Here is a 13,292-nt window from a genome sequence, read left to right as displayed (position 1 = left end):
CGGATGCGGATACTGGCGCCATTACCCACCGCGTCCTGGCCAATGAATATTCTGCTGCGCTTCCTTGTCTATGCCTGCCTGTTCGCCAACGCGCACGCAATCGCGCAAACGGAAGCGGCCAGTCCGCTTGCGCACGCTGCCGCTCTGAAGCCGGTGGCAGCTGCGCCTGACCAGCCGATGCCCAAGGGCCGCATCGCCGCCAAGCCGCTGTTCCGCGATCCCGTTTTCGACGGCGCCGCCGACCCGGTCGTGATTCGCAATGCGGCGCGCGGCACCTGGTGGATGTTCTACACCAACCGCCGCGCCAACGCGAGCGGCCTGCCCGGCGTCTCGTGGGTGCACGGCACCAGGATCGGCATCGCCGAATCGCGCGACGAAGGCGCCAGCTGGCGCTACGTCGGCACCGCCGACATCGAACTGCCGGCGGCGCTCGGCGGATCCGATGCGACGCACTGGGCGCCGGACGTGGTGCGCGCCGACGACGGCACCTACCACATGTTCCTGACCGTGGTGCCGGGCGTGTTCACCGACTGGAAGCATCCGCGCCACATCGTGCAGCTCACCAGCACCGACCTGCGCACCTGGCGCAACGCGCGCGCCATTCCCTTGGCCTCGGACCGCGTCATCGATGCCGCCGTCACCCGCCTGCCGGGCGGCGGCTGGCGCATGTGGTACAACAACGAGCGCGACGGCAAGTCGATCTACTACGCCGACAGCCCGGACCTGGTGAGCTGGAGCGGGCGCGGGAAGGTGGTCGCCGACCAGGCCGGCGAAGGGCCGAAGGTGTTCCAGTGGCGCGGCGCCTGGTGGATGATCACCGACGTGTGGCGCGGCCTGGCGGTGTATCGCTCGCAGGACGCCGTGAACTGGACCCGCCAGCCGGACAACCTGCTGCAGCAGCCGGGCCAGGGCCTCGACGATGGCGTCATCGGCGGGCATGCCGACGTCGTGGTCAGAGGCGAGCGCGCCTGGCTGTTCTACTTCACCCATCCGGGGCGCGGCCAGGTGCAGGGCGGCGCCGGCACCGGCACGGATGGCCCGGAGCAGCGCCGCAGTTCGCTGCAGGTGACGGAACTGATCCAGTCCGGCGACCGGCTGCGCGTGGAGCGCGATGCGCCGACGCGCATTGCGCTGGGCGGCGGCTGAACGCCTCGGAGAAGCGCGCCTTATCCGCTCATGCCGGTGTTGCAGGAGCCGGGGACAAGGCCCGGTCGGCGCGCTCGCATTGACGCATGAGCCAGAATGACATGCATAGGGCGAGGAGGTTCACGCCGATGGCGAAGCGTGCGCCGGGTTGCCCCAGGTTGAGGCTGAATTGCGCGCCGAATCCGGAACCGAAAAAGCCGAGCTGGAAGGGCGACAGCTTGGCAAAGACCTGAAGCTGCCCGCCGCAGAACACCGCGTAGCCGAAAACCGGCGTTTGCAGCAGAGGCACCTGAGCCAGCCAGAAAAGAGCATTCCGGTACAGGGCCTGCCGGCCACCTTCGAGCATCTGCACGCCACACCATATACCCCATAGGAAAAAAGCCTGGGCCAGCGTGAAGGGGAGGATCGTCGTTGTGGTCGGCACCTGAGCTTGCAGGACTGCGCTCATGCTGGAAGCGAAGCCGACCGCCCCGCCACCAAGGGCCAGGATGCCGAGTCCACGACGCTGCCAGTTATTCAGAGATCCGATCGTTTGCATGTGCGTTTTCTTCATTCGAAAACGCGCGAGCGTACCAGACGAGCGCCGCGCAAAATGCGCGAATTTTCACCGAAAAACAAAGGGCCGCATGCTGCGGCCCTTGTCGCTGGAAGGGAAGGAGCGCTCAGCCGATCACGTAGCGCCTGGACGGTCCGCTTCCCACCGCCTGGCCGCTGGCGCCATACACGCCGCCCGCCTCAAGCCCGGCCGGCATGCGCAGGGCATTGAGCACGCCCTGGTTGTGCGCCAGCTGCTTGTTGATCAGCATGCCGTTGACGCGGTTGAGTTCCTTGGCTTCGCGTGCCAGCGCCAGCAGCGCTTCCCATTGGGTGCGGGCCTCGTCATTGCCGCCCACGGCCAGCCAGGGTTCCATGCCGGCTTCCGATTCTTCGCAGCCGGCCGCCAGCAACGCGGCGTGGCGCTGGGCCGACAAATCGGCGAGCGCCTGCAGCAGTGCGTTCTTGCGGGGAGTGGTGTGCGCCAGCCCATCGGCGTCAGCTGCGACGAGCAGCTGCTGTTCCTGTTTCATCAGCTCGATCAGGGAGCCGAGGTGTTGCTGTTCTTGAAGGACGGTCGAGATGGGGCTGGTGAGCATGAAGGATTATCGCTTGCGTGAATGGAGCAAGTCGCGCACGGTGTCGAGCAGGCCGTCGGCGACTTTCTCGGAGTTGACCTGGAACTGGCCATCGGCGATGGCCATCTTGATGCGCTCGACTTTCTTGGTGTCGAACACCCCGTTGTTGCCGCCCACGGCATTGGCCATGGCCTGGCCCTGCGAGGACAGGCGCACGCTGTCGGTCGCGACCTGGGTCGTCGCTGCCGTCGTGGCGGCCTTGTCGGCGCGTGCGTTCGCCGCGCCATTGGTGTTGGTTGGCTGAAGGCCTGGGTTGCTTTTGAGGGTATCGTTGATTTTCACAGCATCATCCTTCTCTGTTCGGAGCGGAAACTCCGGGATCTGCACCGTGTAACGGCAAGGATTTCACAAACTTTAGGCCACGTCGAAAAACCTGCTGCGCGTTGCACTGGCGGTCTGCGATGCTCGCTGTACTACTCGTACAGCTGCGCTTCTCAACCACCATTGCTGCCGCTCGCGACGGTTTTTCGAGGTGTCCATGGTGCAGAAAAGGGCGCTCGATGAAAATATGCGGCGTGGTGTCAGATCGCCACTTCGATGATCCCGCCCGCGCGTGCGGTGCCGCTCACGACTTGGCCCGACTGGGTCCGCGCCTGCGCCACCTGGCCTTCGCCAGCATTGCTGATCGCCTTCGCTTCGCTTGATACCGAGAAATTCGTTCCCTTCGACACCAGGCGTACCGCCTGGCCCTGCTGGACCACCGGGCGCGATTTCAAGGTATCGAGGCGCAGCGGCGTGCCGGACGGCAGGGAGGCGGTCGGCGTGCGGCCGATGGCCTGGGCCATGTCGGTGATGATGCCGTTCGGCATGGCGGCGATGTCGCCCTTCATCATGACCAGCTGGCTGGCGTCGACCGGCTGGCCCTGTGCCAGGGGCACGGCGGCGGCGACGTAGTCGGCCATCACCTGCACGGTGGCCTGAATATACACCGTCCAGGGCGAGGGGGCGGTGCAGCGTACCCCGACCGTTGTTTTTCCCCACGCGCGCGCGCCCGGCTGCTGGAAGGCTTCCGGCGCCGGGCAGCTTGCCAGGCTGGTGCGCGGGTCGACTTGCCCGACCTTGATCGTCACCTGGCCCGGCAGGCCGGCGCTCTGGCTCTGCAAGTATTGTTCCACGACCGTGCGCAGGGCCGGAAGGTTCTGGCGGCCTTGCGCGCTCGCGAGCGGGGCGAGCAGGACGAGCAGGGCGGCGGCGATGGTGCGTTTCATGGGCGGATCCGGCAGATGCAGGTGGGAGATGCTGCCATTCTAGGTAGTCGCCTCCGGGTGCGAAACTTTGAATAGCCGGGGTTTGCCCATCTTTATCGATCGATTGGGAAGTGTTGCCTCTACGTATCATCGGTGCTGTCCCAACAAGTCTCTCGTGGAGGCGGCATGATCGGCAAGATCGACCAGTACCTGAGTTTCAATGAAACGGCCCTGTCCCTGCGCGCCCAGCGCCAGGAATTGCTGGCGTCGAACATCGCCAACGCCGACACCCCGAACTACAAGGCGCGCGACATCGATTTTTCCAGCGCCCTGCAAAATGCCCTGGCCTCGAAAGGCGCCGGCGGGCCGCTGGCCACCACCGCCCAGAAGCACTTGGCGCGCGGCGCCGCCACCGGCGACGTGCTGGCCAACGGCACCCCGGTGCTGTACCGCGGCGAAGTGCAGGGCAGCGTGGACGGCAATACCGTGGACATGGACGTGGAACGCAACCAGTTCGCCGACAATGCGCTGCGCTACGAGGCGGGCATCACGATGATCAACCACCAGATCAAGGGCCTGCTGGCGGCCATCCAGGGACAGTAAGGATTAATTAACCATGTCGCTCTTCAATATCTTCAACGTCTCCGGTTCGGCCATGAGCGCCCAGGCGCAGCGCCTGAACACCGTGGCCTCCAACCTGGCCAATGCCGACAGCGCCACCAGCCCCACGGGCGAAGCCTACCGCGCCAAGGCGGTCGTGTTCGAGGCCGTGCCCCAGCAGTCCGGCGCCACCGGCGTGCGCGTGCGCGAAGTGGTCGAGGACCCGTCGCCGCTCAAGCAGGTCTACGATCCCAAGCACCCGCTGGCCGACGAGAAGGGCTATGTGGCGATGCCCAACGTAAACGTGGTGGACGAGATGGTTAACATGCTGTCGGCCTCGCGCTCCTACCAGACCAACGTCGAGACCATGAACGCGGCCAAGACCATGTTGCTCAAAACCCTAACCCTCGGCCAATAACAACAGCTAAGCCATGACCACCATTCACACCGCCAAGCCGGGCGCCAACGTGACCGACCTGATGTCGACCATGAACGGCAAGAAGGCCGAAGTCGACAGCGTCCAGGCCGACACCGACAAGTTTATGACCCTCCTGGTCACCCAGCTGAAGAACCAGGACCCGCTGAACCCGCTCGACAATGCCCAGGTCACCAGCCAGCTGGCGCAACTGTCGACCGTCACCGGCGTCAATAAGCTCAACGCCACCCTGGAATCCTTGAAGAGCAGCTACCAGTCTTCCGAAGCGATGCAGGCGACCAACCTGATCGGCCACGGCGTGCTGGTCGAGGGCTACAAGCTGGGCCTCCAGGACGGCAAGGCCATCCTCGGCGTCGAACTCGACAGCCCGGCGGACAAGGTGCAGGTGGTCATCACCAGCAACACCACCGGCAAGGAAGTCGCCACCATCGAACTGGGCGCCCAGGAAGCAGGCGTGCTGCCGATTGCCTGGGACGGCGTGCCCGACCCCGACAAGCTGGACGAGGACGGCAAGCCGATCGTGCTGCCGAACGGCACCTATACCTACAAGGTGGTCGCGAGCCGCGGCGGCGAAGAGCTGAAGGATGCGCGCACCCTGTCCTTCGACAGCGTCGCCAGCGTCACCACCGGCGGCAAGGACGGCATCAAGCTGAACCTGCCGGTCAAGGGCGCCGTCACGATGGCGGACATCAAACAAGTACTGTAAGCCGAGCCGCTTACTTCACCTCTTTCAGGAGTAAAACATGTCTTTCCAACAAGGTCTGAGCGGCTTGAACGGCGCGGCAAAAGCCCTCGACGTCATCGGTAACAACATCGCCAACGCCAGTACGGTGGGTTTCAAGGGCGCCACGACCCAGTTCGCCGACGTGTATGCCAACTCGCTCAGCGGGGCGGGGGGCGTGACGGCCGGTATCGGCGTCAAAGTCGCCGGGATTGCCCAGCAGTTTTCGCAAGGTAACGTCGAATCGTCGAACAATCCGCTCGACATTGCCATCAACGGCGGCGGCTTTTTCCGGACCGAGACCGCGGGCATGGTGCAGTATTCCCGCAACGGCCAATTCTCGCTCGACAAGAACGGCTACATGGTCAATGCCCAGGGTGCCAAGCTGACTGGCTATGGTTTGAATGTCACCGGCCAGCTGGCGTCGGGGGCGCCGGTGCCGCTGCGGATCGATACCTCCGACCTGGAACCGGTCGCGACCGACTCGATCGGGATGCAGCTGAACCTGGATTCGCGCAGCATGCCGCCGGCCACCAGCGCCTTCGATGTGAACGATCCGACAAGCTACAACAAGCAGACCCCGATCAGCGTGTACGACACGCTCGGCAATGCGCACGTGCTGTCGACCTATTACGTGAAAGGCAATGCCGGCACCTGGAACGTGTATGCGGCCAAGGATGGCGTCGAGATCACGGCGCTCAAAGCCGCCGCGGCTGCGCAGGGCGACGCCGGGGTGGAGGCGGCGCGCGCGGCATGGGAGGCGGCTGCCAAGTCGGTTCCACCGGCGGCGCCCGCGGCCGTCACCGCAGCGCTGGAAGCCTATGCCCAGGCGGCCTCGGCAGTGGTCGGCGCCGCGGCCGGCAGCAACCAGGCCGCCATTACGGCAGCCGCCGTCGATGCGGCCCGGACACGCGGGGCCACGCCGGATGAGGTCGATGCTGCCATGATCAAGGAGATCAAGGTCACCCCGGTGGCGATCGGCACGCTCAACTTCGACACCAGCGGCGGCTTGAGCAAGGCTGATCCGACTCAAAACGGCAAGTTCACGTTCGACATGCCGGTCTTCCCGGCCACCGGGGCCAAGTCCATGCTGGGCCTTGAGATCGACTACAAGGGCACGACCCAGTACGGCAGCGTCACCAGCGAGAAAAAACTGGTCCAGAACGGCTATTCGCCGGGCAACTTGCAGCGCTTCAGCGCCGGCGCCGACGGCACCATCCTGGGCCAGTACAGCAATGGCCAGACCCGGCCGCTGGGCCAGGTCGTCCTGGCCAACTTCACCAATCCCAACGGACTGGAGTCGCTCGGCAACAATGCCTGGGCCGAGTCGGCCAATTCAGGCGTCCCCCTGATCGGCACCCCCGGTTCGGGCAGCCTGGGCGTGCTGCAGTCGTCGGCGGTGGAGAGCTCGAACGTCGACCTGACTGCCGAACTGGTCAACATGATTACGGCGCAGCGCGTGTACCAGGCGAATGCGCAGACCATCAAGACCCAGGATTCGGTGCTGCAGACGCTGGTGAACCTGCGTTAATCGAGATTGCAAGTGTGATCTGAACGCGTGGGCAGGACCAAGGTTTTCGTAGGGTGGGCGGCTTTGCCGCCCACGCGGTCAACCAGCTCCAGCACAGCCGTACAAGAGGGAAATCAATATGGACCGCCTGATCTACACTGCCGCCAGCGGCGCCAAGCACATCCTGGAAAAGCAGGCCACGACCTCGAACAACCTGGCCAATGTGAACACCACGGGCTTCCGCGCCCAGCTCGATGTGTTCCGCGCCGTGCCGGTGCGGGGCGAAGGCCTGCCGACCCGCGCCTTCGTGGTCAACTCGACGCCCGCCGCCGACTTTTCCGCGGGCGCGCTGCAAATCACGGGGCGCGAGCTTGACGTCGCGGTACAGGGTGCCGGCTGGCTCGCGGTCGGCATGCCCGACGGCAGCGAGGCCTACACCCGTAACGGTTCGCTCCAGATGAGCCCGAACGGCATCCTGACCACCGCCGGCGGCATCCCCGTCGCGGGCGATGCCGGCCCGATCACGATTCCACCGGACGCCGCGGTGACGGTCGGCGGCGACGGCACCATCTCCACCATGTCGTTGGTGGACAATCCCCCCGTCCCGATCATCCTGGGCCGCCTCAAGCTGGTCAATCCGCCGGAGGCGAACATGGTGCGCGGCGACGACGGACTGTTTCGCCTGAAGGATGGCAGCGCGGCCGCAGCCGACCCGGCGGTGCGCGTGAGCGGCGGCGCGCTCGAAGGCAGCAACGTCAGCGCCATCGACTCGATGGTCGACATGATCAGCCTGGCACGCTCCTTCGACACTCAGATGAGCCTGCTGAAGAACGCCGAGAATAACGCCGCGAAAGCCACCCAGATCCTCGCTTTGAATGGATAGTTGCTGCAGCATAATTCTCCTGTACATGGCGGACTTTGCCTGCCGCCCATAGGAGAAACCCATGATCCGCTCGCTGTTCATCGCCAAGACCGGCCTGGAAGCGCAACAAACCAAGCTCGACGTCATTACCAACAATCTCGCGAACGTCAGCACCACCGGCTTCAAGCGTTCGCGCGCCGTGTTCGAAGACCTGCTGTACCAGAACGTGCGCCAGCCGGGCGCCCAGTCTTCGCAGCAGAGCAACCTGCCTTCGGGCATGCAGATCGGGACGGGCGTGCGCGCCGTGGCGACCGAACGCATGTTTACCCAGGGCAATCCCCAGCTGACCGGCAATTCCAAGGACGTCATGGTCAATGGCTCCGGTTTCTTTCCGGTCCTGCTGCCGGACGGCACCCAGGCCTATACCCGCGACGGCTCCTTCCAGAGCGATGCCAACGGCCGCCTGGTGACTTCCAGCGGCTACGCCATCGAGCCTGCGATCACGATCCCGGCCAACGCGGAGGCGATTACCGTCGGCCGCGACGGCACGGTGTCGGTCAAGCTGCCGGGCGTCGCCGCCCCGACCCAGGTCGGCTCGCTGCAGCTGGCCACCTTCGTCAATCCGGCCGGACTGGAATCGCGCGGCGAGAACCTGTACGTCGAGACCGGCGCCTCGGGCAATCCGAACCTGAACGTGCCGGGCACCAACGGCGCCGGCGTCCTGATGCAGGGCTATGTCGAATCCTCGAACGTGAACGTGGTCGAGGAAATGGTCAACATGATCCAGACCCAGCGTGCCTACGAAATTAATAGCAAGGCCATCACCACCTCCGACCAGATGCTGCAGAAGCTGGCCCAGTTATAAAATGAAACGACTCATTGTCCTTGTCGTCGCCACTGCGGCCGCCCTGACCATCGCCGGCTGCTCGAGCACGCCAAGCACCATCGTCCAGGGGGCGACCACGAGCCGTCCGATGCTGGTGCAGGCCGCCCCAGGCAACGACGGCGCCATCTACAATGCCAACAGCTACCGCCCGATGTTCGAAGACCGCCGCGCGCGCCACATTGGCGACCTGCTGACGGTGAACATCAGCGAACGCACCTCGGCCGGCAAGTCGGGCGCCAGCACCGGCAGCAAGTCGGGCAGCGCCAGCTTCTCGGTGCCCGGCCCATTGCAGGCCCGCATCGGTGCGAACGTTGGACTCGAAGGCGCCAACAAGTTCGCCGACGCCGATACCCAGAGCGCCTCGAACAACTTTACCGGCACCATCGGCGTGACCGTCACCGAAGTGCTCGCCAACGGCAACCTGGTCGTGGCCGGCGAAAAGCAGGTAGCCATGAACAAGGGCGTCGAATTCATCCGCTTTTCGGGCATGGTGGCGCCGGATACCATCCAGGCGGGCAATATCGTCTCGTCCACCGTGATCGCCGACGCACGCGTCGAATACCGTACCAACAGTCGCATCGACCGCGCCGAAGTGAGCAATATGTTCTCGCGCTTCTTCCAGTCGATGCTGCCGTTCTGAGAATCGCCGTCATGAAATCCGCTTCCATCTTCCTGATTTGCGCTGCCTTGCTTGGCACGGCGCCCTTGGCCCGGGGCGAGCGCATCAAGGACCTCGCCAGCATCGCCGGCGTGCGCCAGAACCAGCTGTCCGGCTACGGCATCGTCGTGGGTCTGGACGGCACTGGCGACCAGACCAGCCAAACCCCGTTCACCGTGCAGTCGATTGGGGCGATGCTGCAGCAGAAGGGCGTCACCCTGCCGCCGGGCACCCAGCTGCAGCTGAAGAACGTCGCCGCCGTGATGGTCACGACCTCGCTACCAGCTTTTGCACAGCCGGGCCAGACCATCGACATCACGGTGTCGTCGATCGGCAATGCGAAAAGCCTGCGCGGCGGCACCTTGCTCATGACGCCCTTGCATGGCGCTGACGGCCAGGTGTATGCCATGGCCCAGGGCAATGTGCTGGTTGGCGGCGTCGGCGCCCAGGCCGGCGGCGCCCAAGTCCAGGTCAATCATCTGTCGGTGGGCAAGATCTCGGACGGTGCCACCGTCGAGCGCGCCGTCGCCTCGAACCTGGGTGCCGACAACCAGATCCGCCTGGAGCTGAAGCAGACCGATTTCTCGACCGCCGCGCGCATGGTGGAGGCCATCAACGACCAGTTCGGCGCCGGTGTCGCGACCGCCCTGGACGGCCGCGTGGTGCGCGTGCGCACCCCCTCCTCGAGCGACCAGCGGGTGGCCTTCATCGGCCAGCTGGAAAGCATCGATGTGGCGCGCGCCAGGGATACGGCCAAAGTGATCATGAATGCCCGTACCGGATCGGTGGTGATGAACCAGGCCGTGATACTGGAGAATTGCGCGATCTCGCACGGCAACCTGACCGTGACGGTCGGCGCGGATACCAGCGTCAGCCAGCCAGCCCCGGGCTCGCTGGGCGGCACCGCCGTGACCCGCAACAATTCGGTCGATGTCAAGAAGGACCCCGGCCGCGTGCTGATGGTCAAGGGCGGCGCCTCGCTGGCCGAGGTGGTCAAGGCCATGAATTCGATCGGCGCCACTCCGCAAGACTTGCTGGCCATCCTGCAGGCACTCAAGGCTGCCGGCTCGCTGCGCGCCGAACTCGAGATCATCTGAGCGGCCTGACCCATGATCGGTTCTTCTTCCACTGACCTGACCGGCAAGTTCGCCCTTGACACCAAGGGCCTGGGCGAACTCAGGCAATCGGCCAAGGCCGGCACGCCGGCCGCGCTGAACGAGGCGGCAACGCAGTTCGAAGCCATGTTCATCAACATGATGATGAAAAGCATGCGCGACGCGACGCCCCAAGAAGGCATGCTAGACAACCAGCAGAGCAAGATGTTCACCTCGATGCTGGATCAGCAGATGAGCCAGAACCTGGCCAAGCGCGGCATGGGCCTGGCCGATGTCTTGACCCGCCAGCTCAGCGCCAACCAGCTGGGCGCGCAGGCCCTGGCGCTCGGGGCGGACGGGGCGGTCCCGGCGCTGGCGCCGGGCGCAGGCGGCATGCGTCCGGGGATGGATGCGGCGACGATGATCAGGACCGGCGCCGTCCAGCCGGGCGTGCCTGCGCTGCCCCTGACCACCGCCAGCGGCCGGGTGCAGCCGCCGCACGTGCGCGCGTTCCAGGAAAAGCTGCACGTCCATGCGGCCGAGGCCGAGCGCGCCACCGGCGTGCCGGCCAGGTTCATGCTCGGCCAGGCAGCACTGGAAAGCGGCTGGGGCAAGCGCATGATCCGCAACGCGGATGGCAGCAACAGCAACAACCTGTTCGGCATCAAGGCCGGACCGGGCTGGAAAGGCAAGGTGGCAACCGCCGTGACGACCGAATACATCAACGGCCGCCCGCATACCCGGGTCGAAAAGTTCCGCGCTTATGACACGCCGGCCGACTCCTTCAAGGACTATGCCAGGCTGCTGGCCAATAACCCGCGCTACGAAAAGGTGCTGGCCAGTGGTGGCGATGCCTCGGCCTTCGCCCATGGCCTGCAGCGCGCCGGCTATGCGACCGACCCGATGTACGCGGCCAAGCTGACCCGCATTATTCAGCACTCGCTGGCATGAGGACCCGGTGCGGCGGCCACGCGTGGCATCGACGTTCAAGTTTTCCGGAACCATGCCGTAGACAGACCCGTTAGAGAAAGAAATCACCATGTCCCTCCTCAGCATCGGCAAGAGTGGCCTGTTCGCCGCCCAGGCAGGCTTGACGACGACCGGCCACAACATTGCAAACGCCAATGTTGCCGGCTACAGCCGCCAGCTGGTCCAGCAGGCGACCGCGCCAATGCTCGACATGGGCTACGGTTTCATGGGTACCGGTACGCAGATCTCCCAGATCAAGCGCTACAGCGACGAATTCCTGAACAGCCAGGTCCGCACTGCCCAGGCCGGCGCCAGTGCGCTGGATGCCTACCATGCCCAGATCAAGCAGCTCGACAACATGCTGGCCGATCAGAGTGCCGGCCTGTCGCCGGCGCTGCAAGGGTTCTTCAGCGGCGTGCAGGACGTGGTGTCCGGTCACGCATCGGTGCCCTCGCGCCAGGCCATGCTGTCGGGCGCCCAGGCGCTGGCCACGCGTTTCCAGGCCCTCGACGCACGCTTCAGCGAGATCCGTGAAGGGGTCAACAATACGATCGCGTCGAACGTGACGGCGATTAATGCGTATGCCTCGGAAATTGCTGAACTGAACCGCCAGATCAGCAGTTTTGCCTCTGCCGAGCGCAGTGCCCCCAACGACCTGCTCGACAAGCGCAGCCAGTTGGTGCTCGAGCTCAATACCCACGTCAAAGCGAGCGTCACTCCGGGCGACAACAACAGCCTGACGGTCTCGATCGGCAATGGCCAGCCGCTGGTAGTTGGGCAGCGTACCTTCCAGTTGGCGGCGATCATGTCGCCCTACGACCAGTCGCGCCTGGAAGTCGGCTACGTGCTGGGCGCCAGCGTGAGCCCGCTGGGAGACAATGCCTTGTCCGGCGGCGAACTGGGCGGCATCCTCGAGTTCCGCAACAAGACGCTCGACCCGGCCCAGAGCGCGCTCGGCAAGGTCGCGATCGGCATGGCGGTCGAATTCAACGCGCAACACCGCCTCGGCCTGGACCAGAACGGCGACCGCGGAGGCGATTTTTTCACGGTCGCCAAGGCCTGGACCGGGGCGCACGAGCGCAACGCCAGCACCAGCGACACCAAGGTCGAGGCAATCGTCAGGGAGCCATCGAAGCTGGTGGACAGCGATTACGAGGTCCGCTTCAACGGCACCGGTTACGACGTCACCCGTCTGTCCGACAAGACGCCCATCATCTCGAACTATGTGCCAAACGGTGGGCCGCCGCCCAGCGGCGACGGCATCGAGTTCACGATTACCGGGACGGCCGCGACCGCGGGCGATCGCTACCTGGTGCGCCCCACCATCGCCGGCGCCGCCAATTTCAATGTCGCCATCCAGCACGAGTCGCTGATCGCCGCGGCCGCACCGGTCGCCACCTTTGCCGACGTGAACAATGGCGGCACCGCCAAGATCAGCGCAGGCACGGTGGGTCCGGCATTCCTGTCGGGCCCACCCGTGCTGCCGGTGACGCTGCGCTACGACGGCGTGACGGGGAACCTGAATGGCTTTCCGGCAAACATGCAGGTCGACGTGGTCGACCGCAACGGCAAGGCCAAGCCGTCCTACCTGCCGCCGGTGGCCGGGGTGGCCTTCGTAGAAGGCGACACCTACACGGTTGGCGGCGTCAGCTTCAGCCTGAGCGGCAAACCGGCCAACGGCGACCTGTTCGAGATCAGAGGCAACGGCGGCGGCATCGGCGATGTGCGCAACGCCGGCCTGCTGGGCGACCTGCAGACCAAAAACATTTTCAGCGGCGGCGCCGCCACGTTGCAGGGCTCTTACGCCCAGCTGGTCAGCACGATCGGCAACAAGACGCGTGAAGTGCAGGTCACGGGCCAAGCCAGCAACGCACTGCTGGCCCAGACGCAGACCACGATGCAGGACGTATCGGGCGTCAACCTGGACGAGGAGGCGACCAACCTGATCAAGTACCAGCAGGCTTACCAGGCGGCGGGCAAGATCATGCAGATCGCCGGCACCATCTTCGACACGCTGTTGTCGATCGGCCGATAAACCCAGACGGAATCCA

15 protein-coding genes are annotated in these 13,292 nt (G+C 65.1%); 11 read left to right on the top strand and 4 right to left on the bottom strand.

Features of this window, described 5'->3' with window-relative positions:
- The first annotated feature begins 42 nt into the window (after positions 1-42).
- Positions 43-1,146: a hypothetical protein gene (locus MasN3_RS20655; RefSeq protein WP_281909850.1), complete on the top strand. Its 1,104-nt coding sequence runs from the start codon at positions 43-45 to the stop codon at positions 1,144-1,146.
- A 28-nt stretch (positions 1,147-1,174) separates the two neighbouring features.
- Here MasN3_RS20655 and MasN3_RS20650 read toward each other — a convergent pair whose 3' ends face one another.
- The 4 genes from MasN3_RS20650 to flgA form a co-directional block, all read right to left on the bottom strand.
- Positions 1,175-1,684: a hypothetical protein gene (locus MasN3_RS20650; protein WP_281909849.1), complete on the bottom strand. Its 510-nt coding sequence runs from the start codon at positions 1,682-1,684 to the stop codon at positions 1,175-1,177.
- 124 nt (positions 1,685-1,808) lie between these two features.
- Positions 1,809-2,279 carry a flagella synthesis protein FlgN gene (locus MasN3_RS20645; RefSeq protein ID WP_281909848.1) on the bottom strand — a complete coding sequence of 157 codons (471 nt, stop codon included), beginning with the start codon at positions 2,277-2,279 and terminating at the stop codon, positions 1,809-1,811.
- Between the two features lie 6 nt (positions 2,280-2,285).
- The gene (flgM, locus tag MasN3_RS20640; protein WP_281909846.1) at positions 2,286-2,600 is read right to left on the bottom strand and encodes a flagellar biosynthesis anti-sigma factor FlgM; all 315 of its coding nucleotides are present in this window, start codon (positions 2,598-2,600) and stop codon (positions 2,286-2,288) included.
- A gap of 239 nt (positions 2,601-2,839) precedes the next feature.
- Positions 2,840-3,526: a flagellar basal body P-ring formation chaperone FlgA gene (gene flgA / locus MasN3_RS20635; protein WP_281909845.1), complete on the bottom strand. Its 687-nt coding sequence runs from the start codon at positions 3,524-3,526 to the stop codon at positions 2,840-2,842.
- Positions 3,527-3,691: 165 nt separating this feature from the next.
- On the opposite strand from flgA, the gene flgB reads away from it, so the two are divergent.
- The 10 genes from flgB to flgK all read left to right on the top strand — a co-directional run bounded on the left by flgB (position 3,692) and on the right by flgK (position 13,276).
- The gene (flgB, locus tag MasN3_RS20630) at positions 3,692-4,108 is read left to right on the top strand and encodes a flagellar basal body rod protein FlgB (protein WP_281909844.1); all 417 of its coding nucleotides are present in this window, start codon (positions 3,692-3,694) and stop codon (positions 4,106-4,108) included.
- 13 nt (positions 4,109-4,121) lie between these two features.
- Positions 4,122-4,523, top strand: coding sequence for a flagellar basal body rod protein FlgC (gene flgC / locus MasN3_RS20625; RefSeq protein WP_281909842.1), 402 nt, complete (start codon positions 4,122-4,124; stop codon positions 4,521-4,523).
- 13 nt (positions 4,524-4,536) lie between these two features.
- Complete coding sequence (locus tag MasN3_RS20620; protein ID WP_281909840.1) at positions 4,537-5,247, top strand: flagellar hook assembly protein FlgD; 711 nt, start codon at positions 4,537-4,539, stop codon at positions 5,245-5,247.
- 37 nt (positions 5,248-5,284) lie between these two features.
- Positions 5,285-6,793: a flagellar hook protein FlgE gene (locus tag MasN3_RS20615; protein WP_281909839.1), complete on the top strand. Its 1,509-nt coding sequence runs from the start codon at positions 5,285-5,287 to the stop codon at positions 6,791-6,793.
- Between the two features lie 118 nt (positions 6,794-6,911).
- A complete protein-coding gene (locus MasN3_RS20610; protein ID WP_281909836.1) occupies positions 6,912-7,655 on the top strand; it encodes a flagellar basal body rod protein FlgF in 744 nt (247 codons plus the stop codon).
- Between the two features lie 61 nt (positions 7,656-7,716).
- Positions 7,717-8,499 (top strand): flagellar basal-body rod protein FlgG, encoded by a 783-nt coding sequence (gene flgG / locus MasN3_RS20605; RefSeq protein WP_281909833.1) that lies wholly within the window; start codon positions 7,717-7,719, stop codon positions 8,497-8,499.
- 1 nt (position 8,500) lies between these two features.
- On the top strand, positions 8,501-9,160 hold the full coding sequence (locus MasN3_RS20600; protein ID WP_281909831.1) for a flagellar basal body L-ring protein FlgH: 660 nt from the start codon (positions 8,501-8,503) through the stop codon (positions 9,158-9,160).
- Positions 9,161-9,171: 11 nt separating this feature from the next.
- Positions 9,172-10,275, top strand: coding sequence for a flagellar basal body P-ring protein FlgI (locus MasN3_RS20595; protein WP_281909829.1), 1,104 nt, complete (start codon positions 9,172-9,174; stop codon positions 10,273-10,275).
- 12 nt (positions 10,276-10,287) lie between these two features.
- Positions 10,288-11,223 (top strand): flagellar assembly peptidoglycan hydrolase FlgJ, encoded by a 936-nt coding sequence (flgJ, locus tag MasN3_RS20590; RefSeq protein WP_281909827.1) that lies wholly within the window; start codon positions 10,288-10,290, stop codon positions 11,221-11,223.
- A gap of 88 nt (positions 11,224-11,311) precedes the next feature.
- On the top strand, positions 11,312-13,276 hold the full coding sequence (gene flgK, locus MasN3_RS20585; protein WP_281909826.1) for a flagellar hook-associated protein FlgK: 1,965 nt from the start codon (positions 11,312-11,314) through the stop codon (positions 13,274-13,276).
- The last annotated feature ends 16 nt before the right edge of the window (positions 13,277-13,292 follow it).

Origin of the sequence: Massilia varians, assembly GCF_027923905.1 — a bacterium.
GTDB classification, from domain to species: Bacteria; Pseudomonadota; Gammaproteobacteria; order Burkholderiales; family Burkholderiaceae_D; genus Telluria; species Telluria varians_B.
This window is presented reverse-complemented; position numbering and strand designations above follow the sequence as displayed.